Below are 21,131 nucleotides of genomic sequence, written 5' to 3' on the forward strand. Positions count from 1 at the left end.
CGGTCAAAATGTTAACGTGCCCGGACACAGCAATCAGGACCTGTTGATGCAGCGCTACGAATACAAAGTTGTCCCCGCTCCGCAAAAGGGCACCAAGGCGAAAGGTGTGAAAACGCCAGAGGGCCGGTTTGCCACGTCGATCGAGCAGCTTCTGAACCAGATGGGACAGGATGGTTGGGAGTATCAGCGCGCGGAACTGCTGCCCAGCGAGGAGCGCTCGGGCCTGACCGGGTCGACCACCAACTGGCGCAATGTACTGGTGTTTCGCCGAGCGGTCACCGAAGACGCCCCGCGGGTCGAGCCGGTGGAAGAGGATGATACCCCAACCCCGCGCCCGGTGCCGGGCCCCGATGAGGTGCTGACCACGCCGCCTGCGGCCCCTGCCCCGATCTCGGAAGCGCCGCAGGACCCGCCGCTGACGCTGAAAGCGTCGGACGAGGTCGACGCCGACGCGGCCAAAGACAAGGCCTGAACCCGGGACATGATGTTTCACCCCGCTCACGCGGGTGTTTCGTGTATGTGAGCGCGATTGCAGGCAGATTGGGTCTGAACCCAATCGGAGGATGCCATGTCGATCTCACGTCGTAGTTTCACCGCCTTGCTGGGGGCCAGTGTCGCCCTGCCCACCGGGCTTCGGGCCCAGGAAGATCCGGTGCTTGAGGCGGTACGATCCACGCTTTACGGCGGGCGGACCGATTTTGAGGCTTCGATGGCCTTTCTGAAAGAGCGTGGCAACCCCGATGTCGTCCCCGCCCTGCTGACCGGATTGCGGTTCGCCCGGCGGCGCGAAGACGATATCGCCGAGGTGATGGATGCGCTGACCGGCGAATCCATTGGCCCCGATTGGTTTGAGTGGATGTTGTGGCAGGAAAGAAACCCCCAGATCGTGCCACACGCGTCGCTGATTCCGTTCAAACGCGAGGTGTTGCTGGGGATCGACGATAATTTCGACCTGTTCCTGCGGCCCGAGTACCTGCAGCGCGACAAGATGAAGATCCGGCTGGAAGAGATTTCCTGGGGCGGCGTTGTCAAAGATGGCATCCCGTCGCTGGACAATCCCAAGCTGATACCGGCGGCGCGGGCGGATTACATGAAAGACGATGATCTGGTCTTTGGTGTCTCGATCAACGGCGATGTGCGGGCCTATCCGCTGCGGATCATGGGCTGGCACGAGATGTTCAACGAGGTGATCGGCGGTGTGCCGGTCGCGCTGGCCTACTGTACGCTATGCGGTTCGGGGATCTTGTTTGAAACGCAGGTCGAAGCGCGGCGCAAACCGTTCGTCTTCGGCTCGTCGGGATTCCTGTATCGATCAAATAAGCTGATGTTCGACCGCGAGACGCATTCGCTGTGGAACCAGTATACCGGCAAACCGGTCGTTGGCCCCCTGGTAAACAGCGGGATCGAGCTGAAACAGCGCCCGGTGGTGATCACCCGTTGGGACAGCTGGAAAGCATCGCATCCCGACACGCAGGTGCTGTCGCTCAGTACCGGGTACCGGCGCGACTACGGATCGGGCGTGGTGTATCGCGAGTATTTCGCCTCATCCGAGTTGATGTTCCCCGCCTTGGTGGACCAGCGGGTTCACCGGCAAAAGGACTATGTGTTCGCGGTGCGCCAGTTCGGGGCTGCACGCGCTTGGCCACTTGAGGCCTTCAAGGGAAAGCCGGTGATCAATGACGCGATTGGTGGGCGTGCGCTCATGCTGATGGGCGATCCTGACAAACGCAGCGTTCGCGCGTATGAACGCGGCGCGCATAGTTTCCGCGCAACCACGGATGGCGGGCTTTTGGACGAATCAGGGGCGAAATGGACCGTCACAGAAGAGGCGCTGGTCGCCCCGGACGGCACGCAGTTGCCACGCGTCGCGGGTCATATTTCTTACTGGTTTGCCTGGGACAATTATCTGGGCGATGCAGCCAGCGTTTATGGCGGCTGATCAGGAGTGTTCTTCGGCCGCCGTGGCAGCCAGCGCGCGGTTATACGCCTTGAGCGCGTCAATGTGATAGAGCGCGCCCACCGGGTTTTCGCAGCCGTCCTTGCCGACAATCACCACCGGGATACACGGGATGTCATCGCGGTCGAAATAGGGCATGGCGGCTTCGAGCGTGGCATTCGCTCTGACGCAGAGCCCCTGTTCGATCAATGCCAGCGCCTCGTCCTTGGTGATTGATCTCGCGTCGCCCAGTGGCCGCATGACCGCGCCAGCGCGCAGCATGCCCAGCAGGTACGCTTGCGGCCCGGCAGCCAGATGCACGTTGCGACGCTCGAGCTGGGTCAGGAAGAACGACCGGTCCACAAGGCGCGAAGCCAGCGCTGTGGACATCGACACCGACACCATCACGGCAAGGCCGATCTGCCAGTCTCCGGTCAGTTCAAAGACGATGAGCGTCGTCGAAATGGGCGCGCCCAGTACGGCCGCCGCTACCGCGCCCATCCCGGCAAAGGCATAGAGCGTATGGGTGCCTGACACGTCCGGCAGTAGACCGGTGGCGATAAGGCCAAAGGCCAACCCGGTCAGCGCGCCGATCATCAGTGAAGGCGAGAACACCCCGCCGCCCATGCGCCCGCCCATGGTAATGGCCACGGCAACAGTTTTGATCACCGCGAACAGGATCGCTGTCGTCAGGACAAGATCTCCGGTCAGGGCGCGGATCGTGGTCTCGTACCCGACGCCGATAATGTGGGGAAACCAGATGGCCAGAAGGCCAAGCATCAGACCCGAGACCCCCGGCCGCAGCCAGCGCGGAAGGGACAGACGGTTCTGGATATGCGTCCCGATATCCTCAGCAAAGAAGATCGAGCGCATCAGAACCAACGCCACCAGCCCGCAGATCAGACCGAGGATCAGGAATGCGGGCAATTCGACATAGAATTGCAGCGATCCGGGGGTGTCCAGCGTGAATTCCGTGACATCCCCATAGGCCAGCCGGTTGATCACTGTCCCAGCGACCGAGGCAATCACGATGGGCGCAAAGGCATGCACAGCAAAATGGCGCAGCACGACCTCAAGCGCGAACAGCGCCCCAGCGATGGGGGCGTTGAAGCTGGCCGAAACGGCGGCGGCCACGGCGCAGCCCAACAGGTCTCGACCCGTGATACCGTCCGCGTTGATCCGGTCGCTGACCCAGGTCGAGATAACCCCGGCCATATGTACAACCGGTCCCTCCCGTCCCGTCGACCCGCCCGAGCTGAGCGTGATCAGCGATGCAAAGAAGGATGCAATCCCGGCCTTCTTTTCGACCCGCCCATCGATGATGGCCGAGCCCTCGATTACATCCGCGACCGAGCGCACACGCCCGTCATCGGTAAAATTGTGCAGAATGACCCCGACGATCAGTCCACCGATCATAGGAATCAGCAATATCCAAAGCCAATGAAGCTTTGCCGCGTGCGTGTGCAGGAAAAGGATGTCTTCGGTGTCGTAGAGATAGGCCTGCAAGGACGAAATCGCCATGCGGAACCCCAGCGCCATGAAGCCCGCCGCGATCCCGATCAGCAGCGCAATGAACCAGAACTGGATCTGGCTGGGACCGCGATGCAGCATCACCCGCCAGCCATCCCGCAAAGCCGAGAGGGCCTGATTGAGCTGATTGCGCAGCACGGTGCGGGTTGATTGGGTCATTGGCCCTCGTCGAGGTGATCACCTGACCCTTAGTAAGCCACGCGGAGGGCTTAGAAAAGTCGGTTCACAGCAAGATGTTCAAGGAAGGCGCATTATGCATCCAACAGGGCACGGGCAGCGGCGCGCGCCTCTTCCGTTATCGTATCGCCAGCGACCATGCGGGCGATTTCGTCCACGCGGTCCGGATCCGCCAGCGGGATGACGGTGGACAGGGTCTGATCTCCGGCCACTTGTTTCTGCACCCGCCAGTGATGCGCCGCACGAGCGGCCACTTGTGGCGAGTGGGTGACGACCAGCACCTGCCCGCCTTGCGCCAGCGATGCCAGACGACGACCCACCGCATCCGCCGTTGCCCCGCCGACGCCACGGTCGATCTCGTCAAAGATCATGGTGCGGGCGCTGTCCTCGCCGGTCAGGCAAACCTTGAGCGCCAGCAGAAAGCGGCTGAGCTCACCGCCCGAGGCGATCTTGTTCAGCGGACCCGAGGGCGCGCCGGGGTTGGTGGCGACGGTGAAGGCCACCGCGTCAGTGCCTTCGGGGCCGGGATCAGCGGGGGTGATTTCGGTTCGGAACACGGCGCGTTCCATTTTCAGGGGCGCGAGTTCGGCCATGACCGCCTGGTCCAGCGCGCTGGCCGCGGTCTGGCGCGCGGTGCTGAGCGCTTGGGCCGCTGCATCATACGCCGCCTGCGCCGCGTCCACGTCGGCGCGTTTGTCGCTGAGGTCGGCGTCGCCCGCGTCCAGACGGTTCAGGCGGTCGCGCAGGGTATCGGCGAAGGCACCCAGATCGTCGGGGGCGACGTCGTGTTTGCGGGCCAGCGCGCGGATGGCGAACAGGCGTTCCTCGGCCTGTTCCAGTTCCGCCGGGTTGAAATCGAGCGCCTGCAGGCAGGTGTTGACGCCGTCCTGCGCCTCGCCCAGTTCGATCAGGGCGCGGCCCAAAGCGGCGATGGGTTCCTCAAGCTGGCCGCCTGCATTGTCCGAGACCCCTTCGAGCCAGCGCACGGCGTCGGCCATCGCGCCTTCGGCCCCATCACCGCCCAGAAGGGCAAAGGCGCGGGCCACGTCGTCGCGGATACGCTCGGCCCCCTGCATCATGCGGCGGCGGGCGTCGAGTTCGGCATCCTCGCCCGGTTGCGGGTCAAGCTGGGCAAGTTCGCCCACGGAATGACGCAGGAATTCTTCCTCGGCGCGCATGGTGGCCAGCGTGGCTTCGGTCTCAGCCAATGCCTTGCGAGCGCGGGACATCTGGGCCCATGCGGCGCGGACGGCGCCGATGTGATCCCCTGCCCCGGCATAAGCATCCAGCATGGCGCGGTGGCCGCGCGGGTTCAGCAGACCGCGATCATCGTGCTGGCCGTGCAGTTCGATCAGAGTTTCCGACAGGGCACGCAGCACCTCGCCCGAGCAGCGGCGATCATTGACCCATGCGGTCTTACGCCCCTCGGCCGTGTTTACCCGCCGCAGGATCAGCTCTTCGCCGCCGGGCAGACCTGCCTCGGCCAGAACCCCATGGGCGGGGTGATTTGCGGGCAGTTCAAACTCGGCTACGACCTCACCCTGCGCAGCACCCTGTCGGACCAGTTCGGCACGCCCGCGCCAGCCCAACACAAAGCCCAGCGAATCCAGCAGGATCGACTTGCCCGCCCCGGTCTCGCCGGTCAAAGCGTTCAGACCCGGCTGGAAGGTCAGTTCCAACCGGTCGATGATCAGCATATCGCGGATATCAAGGGCGCGCAGCATCGGGTCTTTAGCGTCCCTCGGCCTTAGCCATGGCGGTTACAACCACTCACCCTTGATGGTCTGACGGTAAATCGTGGACAGCCAGTTGTTGCCACGGCTCTTGAGGTCCAGCCCGCGCGACGTCAGAAGTTTGTAGCCGGCATCGTACCATTCCGAAGACTGGTAATTGTAGCCCAAGATCGCCCCTGCTGACTGCGCCTCATCCACCAGGCCCAGCGCAAGATAAGCCTCGATCAGGCGATAGAGCGCCTCGGCGGTGTGGGATGTCGTCTGGAAATCCTCAACCACGACACGAAAGCGGTTGATGGCAGCGGTAAAGTGATCCTGACGCAGATAATAGCGCCCAATCTCCATCTCTTTACCCGCGAGGTGATCGAACGCCAGATCGAATTTCAGGATGGCCGAGGTGGCGTATTCACTGTCAGGATAAACCTCAATCACCGTGCGCAGAGACTGAAGCGCCTGGAAGGTCAGCCCTTGGTCACGACCGACCTCATCGATCTGGTCGTAATAGCTGAGTGCCAGAAGATACTGGGCATAGGCCGCATCTTCATCCGTTGGATAGAAGTCGATAAAGCGCTGCGCGGCGGCGCGGCTTTCTGCATAATTCCGATCATTGTGGAACGAAAACGCCTGCATAATCAGCGCGCGCTTGGCCCAATCGGAATAGGGATACAGGCGTTCCACCTCCGAAAAATACCACGCTGCATCATCCGAGCGATTCTGCGACAGCTCATATTCACCCCGCGTGAATATCTGTTCAGGCGTGAACCCTTCGAGGTTCTGATTGCGATCTGCACCACGGCTGCTGAACAGGCCATTGTCGCCACATGCGGTCAAAACCGCCGCCAGAAGAAGCGCGCCTGCGAACCTGACTGCCGCCTTGGTACCAACCATTCCGCCCATCCTTGTCGTCTTTCTTAGCGGGATTTGTCCCTGATCGGACCTTGGTCTAGCACATAAAATTCCGGGGCAAAACGCCTTATGCACCCTCGTGACGCAAATGTCGCCAGAGTTGATCGGGTGTCAGGCGACCTGCGGAATCTCGCTGCGGACAAGGCCCTGACCCGGCAGACGCGCGGCCTGTTCCGGCGTGCACAGGATCGGACGCACCGCGCCAGGTGTTTCAAACAGCTTGCGCAACAGTGTGTTGGTCATCGAGTGACCCGACTTTTCCCCGATAAAGCGCCCCAGAATCGGGCCGCCCGCAAGGTAGAGATCTCCCAAGGCGTCCAGCATCTTGTGGCGCACGGCCTCATCCGCGTGGCGGAAACCGCCCGGCGTCAGCACTTCGTCACCCTGCACGACCACCGCGTTGTCCAGTGTACCACCCAGCGCCAGCCCGTTTTCGCGCATCGCTTCGACATCCGTGCGGCGGCAGAAGGTACGGCTGTCACAGAGTTCACGCGCAAACGCACCGTTGCACATATCCAGAACCTTGGTCTGGCTGCCGATGGCGTCGTCTTCGAAGTCGATGTGAAACTCGATCTCAAGCTTGTCGGCAGGCACGATCGATGCGCTTGCGCCCTCACGCGACACAGTGACGGGCTTCAGCACCTCATAGGCCAGAACCGGGCTGGCCTGACGGCGCACGCCCTTGGCCATGATGCCACGCACAAATTCAACGGACGAGCCATCCATGATCGGAACCTCGGGGCCGTCGATCTCGATCAGCGCGTTATGGATGCCGCAGCCCGCCAGCGCCGCCATGATATGTTCGATGGTCGAGACCGACACGCCTGCGTCATTGACCAGACGGGTACACAGCGGCGTGCGTTCAACCACGTCATAGATCGCGGGGATCAATGCATTGCCCAGCTCGATATCGGTGCGCTTGAACCAGATCCCATGACCGGCAGCCGCCGGTTTCAGGACCATCGTCGCAGGCTTGCCGCTGTGCAGCCCGGTGCCCTTGAACGTGACCGATGATTTGAGCGTATGTTGCAAATTGAACCTCAGCGAGTGGTGGCCAGCCTTGAGTGGGCTGTGTTGGCCATTCAACTAAGGAACCGGGCCATCAGGCTCAACTCACTCTTTGCAACCGATTGAAACATGAATGTGACAGATCGGCAAAACCCTGCTTAGCGCCTGTCAGGGTCCTGTTTTTTAACGATAAAGGGTCGCCAGATGGCGACCCCTTACAGTGATTTTGTTACCGTGGTCAGTTGGCTTGACGGCGCAAGAAGGCCGGAATTTCGATACGTTCCTGATCCGGGTCCGCCTCTTCCCGTGCAGGTGCCGTTGCGTCAGATGCCCGCATCGCCGGTTGCTGACGCGCCGGTTGGGCCGGAGTATCGGCGGCGTGGCCGGTCATCCGATCGATCAGACGGTTAAAGCCAAACCGGGGGCGATCCTCGGCCGCAGGTTGCGGTTGGGGGGCCGGTTCACGCGGTGCTTCAGCCGCCGGACGCAGACGGTTTTGCGGCACTTTCTGCACCGCTGCCTGCAGCCGCTGCATCGCCTCGGGCGACGGGGTGCCGGGGGTCGGGGCACGCGGCGCAATATAGGATTCAGCCGGTTCTTCCTGCTCGGGTTGAGGCTCGAACTGGGCCACCTGAGGCTGGTAGGCCGGGGGCGGCAGACCATCATCGTCCTGCGCGGCGGGCTCTTCGTGCCAGCCTTCGTTCAATTCGACATCCTCGATCGATTCAAACAACGTGGGGGCGATGTTTGCGTCTTCAGCGGCGGGGGCCTCATCCGCGGCGACTTGTTCGGGGGCTGGTTCTTCTGCCGAAACAGTACGGGTCAGCGGGGCCGACATCGAGCGGCGCGCAACCGGTACGTCGTCAGTTTTCTCGCTGGCGTCGATGCCGGTGGCAACGACCGAAACGCGCATGCCGCCTTCCATCTCGGTATCGAGGGTCGAGCCGACGATGATGTTGGCCTCGGGGTCCACTTCCTCGCGGATGCGGTTCGCCGCCTCGTCCAGTTCGAAAAGGGTCAGATCATGCGCACCAGTGATGTTGATCAGCACGCCCTTGGCACCCTTGAGGCTGATTTCGTCCAGCAGCGGGTTGGCAATGGCTTTCTCGGCGGCCTGAATGGCGCGGTCTTCGCCGGTCGCCTCACCGGTGCCCATCATCGCCTTGCCCATCTCGTCCATCACGGCGCGAACGTCGGCAAAGTCAAGGTTGATCAGGCCCGGACGCACCATCAGGTCGGTCACGCCTTTGACGCCCTGATAGAGCACGTCGTCGGCCATCGAGAACGCCTCGGTAAACGTGGTCTTTTCGTTGGCCAGACGGAACAGGTTCTGGTTTGGGATGATGATCAGCGTGTCGACGACCTTTTGCAGCGATTCAACGCCGTCCTCGGCCTGACGCATCCGCTTGGCACCTTCGAACTGGAAGGGTTTGGTGACCACGCCCACGGTCAGCACGCCCAGTTCACGCGCAGCCTGCGCGATGATCGGAGCCGCCCCGGTGCCGGTGCCGCCGCCCATACCAGCGGTGATAAAGCACATATGCGCGCCCGCCAGGTGATCCACGATCTGTTCGATGCTTTCTTCGGCAGCCGCAGCCCCCACGGCGGGCCGTGCACCTGCGCCCAGCCCTTCGGTGACCTTGACGCCCAGCTGCACCCGCGCCGACGAGCGGCTTTGCTGCAGCGCCTGCGCGTCGGTGTTGGCGACGACAAATTCCACGCCATCCAGCTGCTTTTCGATCATGTTGTCGACCGCGTTGCCGCCTGCCCCACCAACGCCAAATACCGTGATCCGAGGCTTAAGTTCGTCGTGCCCGGGCATCGAAAGATTCAATGTCATGCTCTGTCCGCCTGTTTTATATGTTGCCGCAAAATGCGGTTTTTTCTGACCTATCCACAGATGATTTTACTGTGTCATTTCGGAAACGTCACCAGAAAAATCGCAAGAATCCACAAAATATGGAGGAAATAAGGCAGCAAACAGCGGCATTTCGCTGTGACCGCCATATGTTGCGGCGAGAGCTTCAAGTCATACTACGCGCCGAAAGACCCCACCCGCCTGGATGCGCGTGCGGACACTGGTAGCTCACTTGTTCTGGTCGCGGAAAACTGCTCAATGTCCTGCCGCTGGGCCTCTGCCGGGCCTTGTGGATATCTTGCGGGATTCCGGCGCGCGCTGCAACCGATTTCTTTAGCCAACCGGGGCACTTGGGCAATTCAGGCCGTCCTCGGTGATGCTGCGGACCTCTTGCGTTTCGCTGCCGACAAATCTGGCCAACCGCACCATCAGGCGGTCGTTGTGCAGAAAGGGCCACCAGCAGACCGGCAGGCCATTTGGGGCATCGTCGTAGAGAAAGCAGATCTGGCCGTTGGGCGTGGTGATCTGACCATAGACGCAGCCGCGCCCCTCCATCCGCCAGACGGACAGAGTCGGGCTGAGAAATTCCTCGGTCCCCACCAGCATACCGCTGCGGATTTCGTGGAAGGTGATGGTTTTGCCGACCACCGCGTCCAGAAACGCGTCCGGAGAGATCAGGGTTTGGGCGGTGGCCGCCACAGGCCAGAGCGTTGCGCCGAGGACTGCCCGGCGCAAGGCTTTACCAATTGTCACGGAACCAGCGCACGGCGCGTTTGAACGGGCGCGCGGCGTAGGTATCGACGGGGATTTCGAAATCCCACCATTCGTCCTGCGGATGCGCGGCAAACAGGCTGAGGCCAACAGCCGACGAGAACCCCGGCCCCGTCGCTGATTGCGGCAGGCCATGCACGCGCAGCGGGCGGCCAAGGCGGACGCGTTGGCCGAGGATGCGGCTGGCCAGCCCGTCGAGACCCATGATCTGGCTGCCGCCGCCGGTCAGCACGATCTGCTGGCTGGGCAGGTGGTCGAACCCGGCAGCGTCAAGGCGGGTGCGGACCTCTTCGAGGATTTCCTCGACGCGGGGGCGCATGATACCGATCAGCTCGGCGCGGCTGACCGTGCGGCGGTCGTGTTCCCAATCGCCGGTATCTCCGCCGATATCGATCATGTCGCGGTCATCGGCTCCGGTGGCGTGGACGCCGCCGTTGAAGGTCTTGATGCGCTCGGCCACCGCGGCGGGCACGCCGAGGCCCATGGAGATATCGCTGGTGACGTGATCGCCGCCCATGCGCACGCAATCGGCATAGATCATGTGTTTCTTCATGAAGATCGACACGCTGGTGGTGCCGCCGCCCATGTCGATACAGGCCGCGCCCAGTTCCTGCTCATCCTCGACCAGCGCCGAGATGCCCGACACATAAGCCGAGTTCGCAATCCCGGCCAGTTCTAGATCGCAGCGTTTGATGCAGCGCACGATGTTCTGGATGGCCACCGCGTCGACGGTGAGCATGTGCATATCCACCGCAAGGCTTTGCCCCAACTGACCGCGCGGATCAATCAGGCCCGAGCGGTTGTCCAGCGCGAAATTCACCGGCTGGGCGTGCAGAACCTCGCGCCCTTCGCCGTAATCCGGCACGTCGCAGGCGTTCAGAACACGGCCGACCTCGGCCTCGGTGACCAGTTGGCCCTCCAGATCGACCTGCGCATCCAGACCATACGAGCGCGGGTTCGCGCCCGAAAAGCTGGCAATCACATGGTCGACACGGATATCGGCCATCTTCTGCGCCGCTTGCAGCGCAGTGCGAATGGCGCGTTCGGTTTCCTGCATCGCGGTGACTTCGCCAAACTGCACGCCGCGCGAACGGGTGGTGGCCGCGCCGATCACTCGGAAACCCGTCTGGCCTGCCATCGACCCGATCGAGTTATCCTCGGACAGGCGCCCTGTGCCGTCGAAGCGCAGCACGAGGCAGGCGATTTTGGAACTGCCCACGTCCAGAATGGCGACAACGCCGCGTTGCATGGCCTGCCGGCGCATCTGCCGCATGGCCCGTTGGGACTGATAAAGATCGGTCATCATGGTCGTTACTGCCCGCTACTCACATCTACTTTTGTGTTCCACCAGTCTTCGCTGGCTGTTTTGTTCATTCGAATGGTTGGCCGCTGTCCAAGGCGCATATCCACCGCCACCACGTCGCGTTCCAGAAGGTCCTGCACCTCGTTCACCGCCAGCACGCGCTCCAAGGCGCGCGCGGGGCGGTCGGTGGGCAGCATGATGCGCTGGTTGCGATCCAGCACCAGATCCCAGCGGCGTTCGCCGATGCGCACCAGACCGCGGACGCGTTCGCCCAGACTGCGCGCGGTGGTCAGAATCTGCAGCGCTTCGGGGACGTGTTTGTCGGCACCTTTGCCTGCGATCAGCGGCAGGGTGGCGTGATCAGCGCGCGCGGCGATGTGGTCCACATGGGCCCCGGTTTCGTCCAGCAACTCGATCCCGTCGCGGGTGCGCCAGACGATCACCGGCTGTCGTTCGACTACGTCCACTTGCAGGATGCCGCCGGGGCGGATGCGCACGGTGGCCGATTTCACCGGGTCCAGCCCGGTGATGGTGTCGCGGATCTGCTCGACATCCAGATCCCAGGAACTGAGCGGGAAATCGAGCGGCACGACCTCGCGGATATCTTCCGACAGCGCGGTCCCTGCCCCGTCGATGGCCATCAGGTTGACCATGAATTCGGGCCGTTCCTGAATCGAGGTCTTGATGTCGGCGATATAGGTGCTGACGGCCTCGCGCCGGTCTTCCGAGGCGAAATAGCCGCCCACCGCAGCAACCACGGCCAGCATCGGCAGGCCGATCTTCAGCCCGCGCCGGATGCCGGGGGTGAGCATCCAGCGCTGAAAACGGTAGCTGAGGCGCGACGGCGCGGGGTCCGACGCCTGCGCGCGGCCAAACAGGCGCGCACCGCGCAGGCGCAGTTTGGGTTCAGGTTTGGGATCAGGCCGAGGGGCCGCGGCAAAATCCGCGTCTGGCCCGGCAAGGGCTTTGGTCCGGTGGATCACCGGTGCGCGGGTAGCGGTCAGCGGTCGCATGAGGCGTCCTCCACCATCCAGGCGCAAAGCTGGCCGAAACTCATGCCGATATGCTCGGCCTGTTCGGGCACCAGCGAGGTCGGGGTCATGCCCGGCTGCGTGTTGGTTTCCAGCAGGAACAGGCCATCCGCGCCCATGCTATCATCCCAGCGGTAATCGGTACGGGTCACGCCGCGACAGCCCAGAGCGTTATGGGCTTTCACCGCATAATCCATGCAGCGGTCGAAGATATCCTGCGGGATGTCGGCGGGCAGGACGTGCCACGATCCGCCCGGCTTGTACTTGGCGTCGTAATCGTACCAGCCGCCATCGGTCATGATCTCGGTGACGGTCAGGGGGCGGTCGCCCATGACGGTCACGGTCAGTTCGCGGCCTGCGACGTATTTCTCGACCATGATATGCTCGGGCATGTCGTCCGACAATTGCGGCGGGCCGTTCGAGCCTTCGTGGACGATATAGATGCCGACGCTGGAGCCTTCGTTGTTGGGCTTGGCGACGTAAGGAGGTTCCATCACGTGGACCTCGATCACCTCGACCTTGGGCACGATGACGCTGGGCACGATGGGCAGGCCCTCGGTCTGGTAGATTTCCTTGCTGCGCTGCTTGTCCATCGCCAAGGCCGAGGCCAGCACGCCGGAATGCGTATAAGGAATGCGCATCCATTCCAGCAGGCCTTGCACACAGCCATCCTCGCCCCAGCGGCCATGCAGGGCGTTGAAAACCACATCCGGCTTAATGTCCAAAAGGCGCGCATAGAGGTCGGGACCTGCGTCCAGCTCGACCACTTCAAAGCCTTCTCCCACAAGGGCGGCTGCGCATTCGCGCCCGCTGCTGAGAGACACCTCGCGTTCCGCCGAGGGGCCACCCATCAATACCGCCACTTTGGGGTTTGTCCTGCTCGACATACCCAATGTGCGCCTCAATGTCCCCGGACCTTATGTGGTGGTCCGTACTGCGTTTATGCCTTTGATCCGTCGCCTGAATTTGCCTGATTTTGGTCTGACGGTTGGGGCTTGATTATTCCAGCGGATCACCGACCCGCATGATTTCCCACTCTAGCGTGATGCCGCTTGTTTCGTAAACCTTTTTTCTGACCTCTTCGCCCAGACCTTCGAGGTCTGCGGCGGTCGCGTCACCGGTATTGATCAGGAAATTCGAATGCTTGGGGCTCATCTGCGCGCCGCCAAGCGTGGCCCCGCGCATTCCGGCGTCGTCGATCACCTTCCATGCCTTGAGGTCGTGGACATCATCGGCCTTGCCGGTCGAGGAGAACCCGGCGGGGTTGCGGAAGGTCGAACCGGCGCTGCGGTCTTTGGTGGGTTGGGTTTCGTCGCGCTTTTGCAGTTGCGCTTCCATGCGGGCGTGCAGCTCGGCGGGATCGCCTTTCGGGCCTTGGAACGTGGCCGAGATCAGCACCGCGCCTTCGGGCAAGTCGGACTGGCGGTAGCGGAAGTTGAGGTCTTGGGGTGAGAGGTCTTTCACCTCTCCGGCCCGCGTGACGATGGTGGCTTTTTGCAGAACGTCTGCGGTGTAGCTGCCGTAGCAGCCTGCGTTCATGCGCACCGCGCCGCCGATGGAGCCGGGGATGGTGCGCAGGAAGGTCAGGTCAACCCCCGCATCCGCCGCCTTGCGCGCCACATGCGCGTCCAGCGCGGCGGCCCCGGCGGTGACGGTGGTGCCGTCGATCGAGATCGTGTTGAACCCGCGCCCCAACCGGATCACCACGGCGCGCAGACCACCGTCGCGGACGATCAGGTTTGATCCGACGCCCATGGGGAAGACCGGCACATCTATGGGTAGGTTGCGCAGGAAACCCTGCAGGTCTCGGATGTCAGCCGGTTGGAACAGGTAATCCGCAGGCCCTCCGACACGCAGCCATGTGAGGTCGTTGAGCGGGCGGCTTTCGGTGAGCTTTCCACGAATATCCCAGTTTGTCATCAACGCGATCTTCGCCACGAGAGTCTTCCCCAAATCCAACCGATTAGTGAGAAAACACCTGCTATCAGCAACCCCGCCCAAAAGACAGCTACAAAAGCAGCCTCAACGTCATGAGAGATGCCGCGCAAATAGAGTGTCAGCCAAGAGAATATTGAAACCCACGCTACACCCAAAAACAGGCAAGTTGCATTCTTGTTTTGCAAAGCCAGAATTCTGAAGAAAAAAATAAAAAATGCCGCCAGCGTCAGCGCAATCAAATAAAGCAAAAGCACAAACTCTAGCCCCCGATACTCTTTCGTATCCAACGGGTCAGGTAAATCACCGGCCAGCGCAGCACGGACATGCCCATCGCCAGCACCAGCAGCCCGATCCACGGGCCGTTTTCATAGGTGACATAACCCAGAATAGGCACGCCGACAGCGATCAGGAAATAGGCTCGCCGCCAATGGTTATCCTTGCTGGGCAGCATCGCAAGCACGTTGGCGACCAACCCCCAAAAACCGGCAAGCGCGATTGACCAGTTCATTCCTGCACCTCACGTCCAGTCCATTTGCGCCAATAGTAGCGGATCGGATTGCGAAACATCGAGACGAACCCGGCGAGCGCAAGTAACCCCACAAACCAGCCATAATCATAGCCTAAGAACACAATTAGCGCCGGGGCACTGACGAACAGCACGATACCGGGCGGGAATTGCAGCCGCATGGGGAGCATCGCCACTATGGTTGAGGCGAAGACCCAGAGGCAGGCGATTATGAGCGACAAACTCAAGACGCTCCTCCTGATGGGCCTTGGCCGTGATGACCAAAGATGTCTGTTGGAGTGTCAAGCATCGCTAAGCTCTTGAGCTGCTGACTGTTTTTTTCTGCGCCAGAAGCCAGCGCAAAAACCTGCGAATAGAAACGGAAGCGAATTCAATGCAATAAAGGCCGCAAACTTTGCACCGATGGAAACCTTAGTATCCGGGCCGTAAAGTACGTAGAGCAAAAACCCAGCAATCAGAGCGATCACCCCAAGCATAACCCACCTGGGCAAAGCTCCGATCACAAACCCCAACCCAAACAATATCAATATGCTAAAAAACGCGGTCATGCGACTAGTCGCTCGGGCAACCCATTGGCCCAAGCGCTGATCGTACCGGCGCCCAGACAGACGACCATATCCCCCGGGCGGGCCTGCTCGCGGACAAGCCGCGCGAGGTCGCCTTCATCCAGAATTGCTCGGGCGTGGCGGTGGCCGTGGCGGATCAGACCCTGCACCAGCGCATCGCGGTCGGCGCCTTCGATGGGGTCTTCGCCTGCGGCAAAAACCTCGGCAATGGCGACGACGTCGGCGTCGTTAAAGCAGGTGCAGAAATCGTCGAACAGATCGGACAGGCGGGAGTAGCGGTGGGGCTGGTGGACAGCGATGACCCGACCCTCGGTCGCTTGGCGCGCCGCCTTGAGGACGGCGGCGATTTCAACCGGGTGGTGGCCGTAATCGTCGATGATGGTGACCCCGTTGACTTCGCCGACCTTGGTGAAGCGGCGGTTGACGCCGCCGAAATTGGCCAGTGCATCGCGGATTTCACTGGCCTTCATGCCCAGATGACGGGCCACGGCCACAGCGCTGAGCGCGTTCGAGACGTTGTGATCGCCGGGCATCGGCAGGGTGCAGCCCTCGATCACCTTGTCCTCGTATTGCAGGTGAATGTCGAAATGGGCGACGCCGCCTTTGTAGGTCAGGTTCTCGGCCCGCACATCGGCCTGCGCGTTGAACCCATAGGTGCGCACGCGGCGGTCGGTGATGCGGCCCACAAGCGCCTGAACCTCGGCATGGTCAGTGCAGCAGACGGCGAGGCCGTAGAAGGGCAGGTTCGAGACGAATTCATGGAATCCGTCGCGCAGCTGATCGAAATCGCCCCAATGCTCCATATGCTCGGGGTCGATATTGGTGACGATGGCGATGGTGGCGGGCAGGCGGTTGAAAGAACCGTCGCTCTCGTCGGCCTCGACCACCATCCATTCGCCCTGCCCCATTCGCGCGTTCGAGCCGTAGGCGTGGATGATGCCGCCATTGATGACAGTGGGGTCAAAGTCTCCCGCGACCATCAGCTCGGCCATCATGGTAGTGGTGGTGGTCTTGCCGTGGGTTCCGGCAATCGCGATGTTCGAGCGCAGGCGCATGAGTTCGGCCAGCATGTCGGCGCGGCGCACCACCGGCAGGCCTTGCGCGCGCGCCTCATCCAGTTCCGGGTTGCCCGGTTTGATCGCGGTCGAAACCACGACCACAGCTGCGTTCTGCAGATTCTCGGCGCGTTGGCCCTCGAAAATCTCGGCCCCGAGCGAAGCCAGACGGTCCGTGATCTTTGACGCCTTCAGGTCCGAGCCTTGCACCCTGTAACCCAGGTTCAAAAGCACCTCGGCAATGCCCGACATCCCGATCCCGCCGATACCGACAAAGTGGATCGGTCCTACGTCCTGCGGCAGTTTCGTTGCTGGATTCATGAGGTCTCCTTCTGCGCCATTTGCTCGACAAGGGCCATCAAACGCTCGGTCGCGTCCGGAGCCCCGACCGATAGCGCGGCATGGGCCATTTTCTGTGCGGCTTCGGGGTTGGTCAGAACCGTGGTCATTTGCTCTGTCAGCGCGGCAACGTCAAGCGCGTTTTCCGGGATCATGATCGCCCCGCCCGCCTGCACCAGCCCGCGCGCATTGGCGGTTTGATGGTCGCCTGCGGCGGTGGCCAGCGGGATCAGGATCGAGGGTCGCCCGATCACCGAGATATCGGCGATGCTGGACGCGCCCGATCTGGAGATCACAAGCTGAGCATCAGACATACGGCGCGGTACGTCATCGAAAAAGGGCTGAACATCAGCACGAATGCCGTGGTCGGCATAGAAGGCCTTGACCCGTTCACCATCCTCATCGCGGGCCTGATGCGAGACGCGGATGAAGCCGCGTAGCTCGTCCGGCAGTGCCGCGATGGCTCCCGGCACCATGTCGCTGAGGATGCGCGCGCCTTGGCTGCCGCCCATTACAAGGACAGACATCGGGTAGTCTCCGGGCGGGATATAGGGCGCTCCGGCGCGGTCAAGCACGGCGGCGCGGACCGGGTTGCCGGTGTGTATGCCTTTGGCCCCGTCGGGCAAGTCCGTGGGCCAGACGCCGCAGGCGACTTGACCCACACGGGTCGCGAATATCTGGTTCACGCGACCCAGAACCCCATTCTGTTCATGGATCATGCGCGGGAGTTTCAGCAGCGTCGCCGCACCCAAGGCCGGGATCGAGGGGTAACCGCCGAAGCCAACCACGACGTCCGGCTTGTCGCGCATCATCTGCGCAGCCATCCCGGTGACGCCAGCGGCGATCTTGGGGCCGACCAGCAGTTTGGCGGCCAGACCGCCACGGGCGAAAGTGGCCGAGGAAGCCTCGACGATTTCGACGTCTTCGGGGAACGCGCCGGTATAACGCGCACCGCGCGGGTCGGTGGACAGGCGCACGCGCCAGCCTTTGTGCAGCATCGCCTCGGCCAAAGCCTGCGCCGGGAACATATGGCCCCCGGTGCCGCCCGCTGCGATCAGAAGATACGGCATCAGCCCCGCCCACGCAGAATATCGCCCAGTTCGCCTTGCGGGCGCGAGCGGGTGAAGGCCAGCAGCATACCAACCGCGATGCCGCCTGCGATCAGCGACGAGCCGCCATAGCTGACGAACGGCAAAGTCATACCTTTGGCGGGCAGCAGGCGGACGGCGACGCCCATGTTGATCATCGCCTGCACGCCAAACATGCATGCCAGCCCGGTTCCGGCCAGACGGATGAACATATCGCGTTCGCGCATCAGCCGCAGCAGCGAGCGCACCACGATCAGCGAATAAAGCGCGATGATGATGAGGACGAGGATCAACCCGTATTCCTCGGCCGCCACCGCAATGATGAAATCCGTATGTGCATCGGGCAGCGACCATTTCACCTGCCCCTCACCCACGCCGACACCGAACAGGCCGCCCTCGCGGATGGCATTGGTGGCGTAGCCAAGCTGCGTCGTCGGGTCGAGTTCCTGATTGAGGAAACCGTCGATGCGGCGGGCGAAGTGTTCGGAATTGGAATAGGCGAACATGCCGCCCAGAACGACAGCTCCGGCCATGCCGACCAGCAGCAGCATGGGCGCGCCGGCGACGAAATACATAACGCCCCAGCCAAAGAGGATCAGGCAGGCCTGCCCGAAATCGGGCTGCATGACCAGCATCGCCACAATCGCCATGCACAGCGCAAAGGACCACAGCCGCCCCGGCGGGCCGTTGATTTCCTGCGACGCGGCCAGCAGCCAAGCGGCGACGACCACAAAGCCGGGTTTCAGAAATTCCGACGGCTGCAGCGAGGCAAAGCCCAGCGAATACCAGCGCACGGCACCCTTGCCGAAATCGGTGCCGAAGATGGGCAGGAAGGCCAGCGCCACAAAGGCCCCCAGAAAGCCCAGCACCGCCAGCCGTCGCACCAGAGTCGGCGACATCATCGAGGTCAGCAGCATCGCCACCAGCGCCAGCCCGCCAAAGATCGCCTGCCGTTCGACATAGTGGAACGGATCGAACCCGTTGCGCCCGGCCAGCGGTGGCGACGAGGCCAGCCCCAAGAGCAGCCCGATGACAAACAGGATCAGAACGCAGGACATCGTCCAGCGATCAATCGTTCGCCACCACTTTGGTAGAATCGGTTCGCCGCGCTGGTCCTGGACCGCGCCATACACCATCTCAGTCATGAGATACCGCCACTATCTGCCTCGTTAACGTCCCGTTTTCGGGATCTGTTTGAGAGTCTACAGGTGTTTTTACGTTTGGGCTAGGGAAATAAGGGAAAATCTCTGCTTAACAGGGCAACCTCAGCGGGCCGCCCAGAGATGGGACATTGATGCCACCGTCACAGCCTTGGCTTGGGCGCGGCGGGCTGGCCGGAATCGCCTGAATTCGGCTCTCCTTTGGGCTCGATCAGCACTACCTTGACCTCGGTTTCGGCGCGCGGCCGATGCACGACGCCTTTGGGAACGACGAAAATCTCTCCGGCGCGGACGGTGTGCGAGGGGTGGCCTTCGATATCCATGATCATCTCGCCCTCAAGCACCAGAAAGAAATCATCCGTGGTGTCATGTTTGTGGAAGGGGAATTCACCCTGGAATTTCACGACCATGATGTCATTGTCGTTGTAGTCAGCGACGACATGCGGGTCCCAATGGCTTGAAAACAGGGCCAGCTTTTCCTTCAGGTTGATCGGTTTCATGTGGGTTCCATCCGATGTGCAGTGACTGGGCAGGGTTCACCCCGTATCAATCGGAAACGCGCAGGCATTTTGCAAGACTGCGCGGACCAACACAGCCCATGGGGCCTTGTCTTTCGCGCCGATCCAAGCCATCCCCGCCGCATGACCTACGACACGATCATCCTCGGCGCTGGCGCGGCTGGCATGATGTGCGCCACCCATTGTGGCGGGCGTGTATTGGTGATCGACCACGCTAAGGCTCCGGGTGAGAAAATCCGCATCTCGGGCGGTGGGCGCTGCAATTTCACCAATATGTATGCAGGGCCCGGCAATTTCCTGTCGCAGAACCCGCATTTCTGCAAATCTGCGCTGGCGCGGTATACGCAGTGGGATTTCGTCGATCTGGTGAATAGCCATGGCATTGCCTGGCACGAGAAAACGCTGGGGCAGTTGTTCTGCGACGGATCCTCGAAACAGATCATCCAGATGCTGCTGGACGAGATGGATCGCGCCGGAGCGGAGTTGTGGGTTCAGACCGAGATGAAAGACCTGCGCAAGACCGAAGGCGGCTTTGCCTTGGAGGTTGAGCGCGAGGGGCAGCGCGCACCCCTGACCTGCCGCAATCTGGTGCTGGCGACCGGCGGCAAGTCGATCCCCAAGATGGGGGCGACGGGTTTGGCCTATGATATCGCGCGCCAATTCGGGTTGCGAGTGACCGAAACCCGGGCGGCGTTGGTGCCGTTCACCTTCTCCGAAGGTCGCTTCAAGGACCTGTCGGGCGTCTCTTTGCCCGTCCGTCTGTCGAACGACCGGACCAGCTTTGACGAAGCACTGCTGTTCACCCATCGCGGCCTCAGCGGGCCTTCGGTGCTGCAGCTATCCTCGTACTGGCGCGAGGGTGAGGGCATTGCGGTCAACCTGATCCCCGATCTGCCCCTGTTCGATTTGCTGCGCGAGCAGCGGCAGGCGGGTGGGCGCAAGGCGCTAACGACAGAACTTGCCCGGCACTTACCCACGCGGCTGGTGGATTACCTTGGCCAGCATACCCCGATGCAGGGCAATCTGGCCGACCAGTCCGACGACGCCCTGTCGGATCTGATCTCAGCGCTGTCGAGTTGGGAACTAACCCCCTCGGGCACCGAAGGGTATCGTACCGCCGAGGTCACACTGGGCGGGATCGACACCGATGATCTGTCGTCAAAAACGATGGAGGCCAGGGATGTCCCCGGCCTCTATGTCATTGGTGAAGCGGTGGATGTCACCGGCTGGCTGGGTGGCTACAATTTCCAGTGGGCGTGGTCCTCGGGCCACGCCGCCGGATGCGCCATCGCAGGCCGTTAGCCGACGACGTTGTAGCCACGTCCGCGCATGCAGTTGCGCACGATGACTTCCTTGTTCTGGTTCTTGTTGATCACGTCCGCGCCCGCGCCCACCAGCGCGCCGGCAACAGCTGCGCGGCCGAGGTTGTCGCTGCTGTCCTGCACAATCCCGGTCACAGCTGCAGCACCCGCAGCGCCGATCGCCGCGTTCCCTGCGGTTGATCCGTCAACGCTGGCTTGCGAAGCAGCCAATTGCTGGCATTGCGCCAGATCAGAGTTGTAGTTCGGCCCAACGGGGCCGTCGATCACAGGCTGATAATTGGCGCCGGTATTGGTGCAGGCCCCGGCAGCAAGCAAGGCGGGAACGATTAAAAGAAGTTTACGGTTTGGCATTGTCATGACCTCGTG

The 21,131-nt window shown here is 62.1% G+C and carries 22 protein-coding genes; 3 read left to right on the forward strand and 19 right to left on the reverse strand.

Features of this window, described 5'->3' with window-relative positions; genetic code table 11:
• Positions 1-46: 46 nt before the first annotated feature.
• Positions 47-472 (forward strand): DUF4177 domain-containing protein, encoded by a 426-nt coding sequence (locus ACR0KM_RS11985; protein ID WP_480822654.1) that lies wholly within the window; start codon positions 47-49, stop codon positions 470-472.
• A gap of 96 nt (positions 473-568) precedes the next feature.
• A complete protein-coding gene (locus tag ACR0KM_RS11990; RefSeq protein WP_480822656.1) occupies positions 569-1,939 on the forward strand; it encodes a DUF3179 domain-containing protein in 1,371 nt (456 codons plus the stop codon).
• On the opposite strand, the gene ACR0KM_RS11995 is transcribed toward ACR0KM_RS11990, so the two are convergent.
• The 18 genes from ACR0KM_RS11995 to ACR0KM_RS12080 form a co-directional block, all read right to left on the reverse strand.
• Positions 1,940-3,625 (reverse strand): chloride channel protein, encoded by a 1,686-nt coding sequence (locus ACR0KM_RS11995; protein WP_480822658.1) that lies wholly within the window; start codon positions 3,623-3,625, stop codon positions 1,940-1,942. It abuts the gene before it with no gap.
• 92 nt (positions 3,626-3,717) lie between these two features.
• Positions 3,718-5,367: a DNA repair protein RecN gene (gene recN, locus ACR0KM_RS12000; RefSeq protein ID WP_480859872.1), complete on the reverse strand. Its 1,650-nt coding sequence runs from the start codon at positions 5,365-5,367 to the stop codon at positions 3,718-3,720.
• A gap of 36 nt (positions 5,368-5,403) precedes the next feature.
• Positions 5,404-6,264, reverse strand: coding sequence for an outer membrane protein assembly factor BamD (locus ACR0KM_RS12005; RefSeq protein WP_480822662.1), 861 nt, complete (start codon positions 6,262-6,264; stop codon positions 5,404-5,406).
• A 129-nt stretch (positions 6,265-6,393) separates the two neighbouring features.
• The gene (gene lpxC, locus ACR0KM_RS12010) at positions 6,394-7,314 is read right to left on the reverse strand and encodes a UDP-3-O-acyl-N-acetylglucosamine deacetylase (RefSeq protein ID WP_480859873.1); all 921 of its coding nucleotides are present in this window, start codon (positions 7,312-7,314) and stop codon (positions 6,394-6,396) included.
• Positions 7,315-7,528: 214 nt separating this feature from the next.
• Positions 7,529-9,130 (reverse strand): cell division protein FtsZ, encoded by a 1,602-nt coding sequence (gene ftsZ, locus ACR0KM_RS12015; RefSeq protein WP_480859875.1) that lies wholly within the window; start codon positions 9,128-9,130, stop codon positions 7,529-7,531.
• A gap of 351 nt (positions 9,131-9,481) precedes the next feature.
• Positions 9,482-9,901 (reverse strand): hypothetical protein, encoded by a 420-nt coding sequence (locus tag ACR0KM_RS12020; protein WP_480859878.1) that lies wholly within the window; start codon positions 9,899-9,901, stop codon positions 9,482-9,484.
• Positions 9,888-11,222, reverse strand: a complete 1,335-nt coding sequence (gene ftsA / locus ACR0KM_RS12025) for a cell division protein FtsA (protein WP_480531467.1) — start codon at positions 11,220-11,222, stop codon at positions 9,888-9,890. The genes ACR0KM_RS12020 and ftsA overlap by 14 nt, the downstream gene beginning before the upstream one ends.
• Before the next feature lie 8 nt (positions 11,223-11,230).
• Positions 11,231-12,235 carry a cell division protein FtsQ/DivIB gene (locus tag ACR0KM_RS12030; protein WP_480859880.1) on the reverse strand — a complete coding sequence of 335 codons (1,005 nt, stop codon included), beginning with the start codon at positions 12,233-12,235 and terminating at the stop codon, positions 11,231-11,233.
• A complete protein-coding gene (locus tag ACR0KM_RS12035) occupies positions 12,223-13,140 on the reverse strand; it encodes a D-alanine--D-alanine ligase (protein WP_480859881.1) in 918 nt (305 codons plus the stop codon). The genes ACR0KM_RS12030 and ACR0KM_RS12035 overlap by 13 nt, the downstream gene beginning before the upstream one ends.
• A gap of 112 nt (positions 13,141-13,252) precedes the next feature.
• Entirely contained in the window at positions 13,253-14,173 is a 921-nt protein-coding gene (murB, locus tag ACR0KM_RS12040) for a UDP-N-acetylmuramate dehydrogenase (RefSeq protein ID WP_480859884.1), read from the reverse strand.
• Positions 14,173-14,445 carry a hypothetical protein gene (locus ACR0KM_RS12045; protein ID WP_480859886.1) on the reverse strand — a complete coding sequence of 91 codons (273 nt, stop codon included), beginning with the start codon at positions 14,443-14,445 and terminating at the stop codon, positions 14,173-14,175. The genes murB and ACR0KM_RS12045 overlap by 1 nt, the downstream gene beginning before the upstream one ends.
• Positions 14,446-14,450: 5 nt before the next feature.
• Positions 14,451-14,699, reverse strand: a complete 249-nt coding sequence (locus tag ACR0KM_RS12050; RefSeq protein WP_480859888.1) for a DUF2484 family protein — start codon at positions 14,697-14,699, stop codon at positions 14,451-14,453.
• The gene (locus tag ACR0KM_RS12055) at positions 14,696-14,944 is read right to left on the reverse strand and encodes a DUF2484 family protein (protein WP_480822680.1); all 249 of its coding nucleotides are present in this window, start codon (positions 14,942-14,944) and stop codon (positions 14,696-14,698) included. Before ACR0KM_RS12055 ends, ACR0KM_RS12050 begins: the two co-directional genes overlap by 4 nt.
• Positions 14,945-14,998: 54 nt before the next feature.
• Positions 14,999-15,265: a hypothetical protein gene (locus ACR0KM_RS12060; RefSeq protein ID WP_480859890.1), complete on the reverse strand. Its 267-nt coding sequence runs from the start codon at positions 15,263-15,265 to the stop codon at positions 14,999-15,001.
• On the reverse strand, positions 15,262-16,659 hold the full coding sequence (gene murC / locus ACR0KM_RS12065) for a UDP-N-acetylmuramate--L-alanine ligase (RefSeq protein WP_480865502.1): 1,398 nt from the start codon (positions 16,657-16,659) through the stop codon (positions 15,262-15,264). Before murC ends, ACR0KM_RS12060 begins: the two co-directional genes overlap by 4 nt.
• Positions 16,656-17,747 carry a UDP-N-acetylglucosamine--N-acetylmuramyl-(pentapeptide) pyrophosphoryl-undecaprenol N-acetylglucosamine transferase gene (locus ACR0KM_RS12070; RefSeq protein WP_480859894.1) on the reverse strand — a complete coding sequence of 364 codons (1,092 nt, stop codon included), beginning with the start codon at positions 17,745-17,747 and terminating at the stop codon, positions 16,656-16,658. Before ACR0KM_RS12070 ends, murC begins: the two co-directional genes overlap by 4 nt.
• Positions 17,747-18,910 (reverse strand): putative lipid II flippase FtsW, encoded by a 1,164-nt coding sequence (gene ftsW, locus ACR0KM_RS12075; protein WP_480822685.1) that lies wholly within the window; start codon positions 18,908-18,910, stop codon positions 17,747-17,749. The genes ACR0KM_RS12070 and ftsW overlap by 1 nt, the downstream gene beginning before the upstream one ends.
• Before the next feature lie 158 nt (positions 18,911-19,068).
• The gene (locus ACR0KM_RS12080) at positions 19,069-19,425 is read right to left on the reverse strand and encodes a cupin domain-containing protein (RefSeq protein ID WP_480859896.1); all 357 of its coding nucleotides are present in this window, start codon (positions 19,423-19,425) and stop codon (positions 19,069-19,071) included.
• Positions 19,426-19,566: 141 nt separating this feature from the next.
• Between ACR0KM_RS12080 and ACR0KM_RS12085 the strand changes: the two genes are divergently transcribed.
• Positions 19,567-20,745 carry a BaiN/RdsA family NAD(P)/FAD-dependent oxidoreductase gene (locus tag ACR0KM_RS12085; RefSeq protein ID WP_480859898.1) on the forward strand — a complete coding sequence of 393 codons (1,179 nt, stop codon included), beginning with the start codon at positions 19,567-19,569 and terminating at the stop codon, positions 20,743-20,745.
• Here the strand turns inward: ACR0KM_RS12085 and ACR0KM_RS12090 are convergent.
• Positions 20,742-21,116 (reverse strand): glycine zipper family protein, encoded by a 375-nt coding sequence (locus ACR0KM_RS12090; RefSeq protein WP_480822691.1) that lies wholly within the window; start codon positions 21,114-21,116, stop codon positions 20,742-20,744. The genes ACR0KM_RS12085 and ACR0KM_RS12090 overlap by 4 nt on opposite strands.
• Positions 21,117-21,131 lie beyond the last annotated feature (15 nt).

The sequence above is a fragment of the Ruegeria sp. G10 genome, from assembly GCF_056533645.1.

Bases quoted from the DNA above. Each gene is read 5' to 3' on its own strand.
- ACR0KM_RS12035 (WP_480859881.1), bottom strand. From the start codon at position 13,140: ATGTCGAGCAGGACAAACCCCAAAGTGGCGGTATTGATGGGTGGCCCC.
- ACR0KM_RS12050 (WP_480859888.1), bottom strand. From the start codon at position 14,699: ATGAACTGGTCAATCGCGCTTGCCGGTTTTTGGGGGTTGGTCGCCAAC.
- ACR0KM_RS12080 (WP_480859896.1), bottom strand. From the start codon at position 19,425: ATGAAACCGATCAACCTGAAGGAAAAGCTGGCCCTGTTTTCAAGCCAT.
- ftsZ (WP_480859875.1), bottom strand. From the start codon at position 9,130: ATGACATTGAATCTTTCGATGCCCGGGCACGACGAACTTAAGCCTCGG.
- ftsA (WP_480531467.1), bottom strand. From the start codon at position 11,222: ATGACCGATCTTTATCAGTCCCAACGGGCCATGCGGCAGATGCGCCGG.
- ACR0KM_RS12070 (WP_480859894.1), bottom strand. From the start codon at position 17,747: ATGCCGTATCTTCTGATCGCAGCGGGCGGCACCGGGGGCCATATGTTC.
- ftsW (WP_480822685.1), bottom strand. From the start codon at position 18,910: ATGACTGAGATGGTGTATGGCGCGGTCCAGGACCAGCGCGGCGAACCG.
- ACR0KM_RS12090 (WP_480822691.1), bottom strand. From the start codon at position 21,116: ATGCCAAACCGTAAACTTCTTTTAATCGTTCCCGCCTTGCTTGCTGCC.
- ACR0KM_RS12060 (WP_480859890.1), bottom strand. From the start codon at position 15,265: ATGACCGCGTTTTTTAGCATATTGATATTGTTTGGGTTGGGGTTTGTG.
- murC (WP_480865502.1), bottom strand. From the start codon at position 16,659: ATGAATCCAGCAACGAAACTGCCGCAGGACGTAGGACCGATCCACTTT.
- ACR0KM_RS11985 (WP_480822654.1), top strand. From the start codon at position 47: ATGCAGCGCTACGAATACAAAGTTGTCCCCGCTCCGCAAAAGGGCACC.
- ACR0KM_RS11995 (WP_480822658.1), bottom strand. From the start codon at position 3,625: ATGACCCAATCAACCCGCACCGTGCTGCGCAATCAGCTCAATCAGGCC.
- ACR0KM_RS12085 (WP_480859898.1), top strand. From the start codon at position 19,567: ATGACCTACGACACGATCATCCTCGGCGCTGGCGCGGCTGGCATGATG.
- ACR0KM_RS12030 (WP_480859880.1), bottom strand. From the start codon at position 12,235: ATGCGACCGCTGACCGCTACCCGCGCACCGGTGATCCACCGGACCAAA.
- murB (WP_480859884.1), bottom strand. From the start codon at position 14,173: ATGACAAACTGGGATATTCGTGGAAAGCTCACCGAAAGCCGCCCGCTC.
- ACR0KM_RS11990 (WP_480822656.1), top strand. From the start codon at position 569: ATGTCGATCTCACGTCGTAGTTTCACCGCCTTGCTGGGGGCCAGTGTC.
- recN (WP_480859872.1), bottom strand. From the start codon at position 5,367: ATGCTGCGCGCCCTTGATATCCGCGATATGCTGATCATCGACCGGTTG.
- ACR0KM_RS12005 (WP_480822662.1), bottom strand. From the start codon at position 6,264: ATGGTTGGTACCAAGGCGGCAGTCAGGTTCGCAGGCGCGCTTCTTCTG.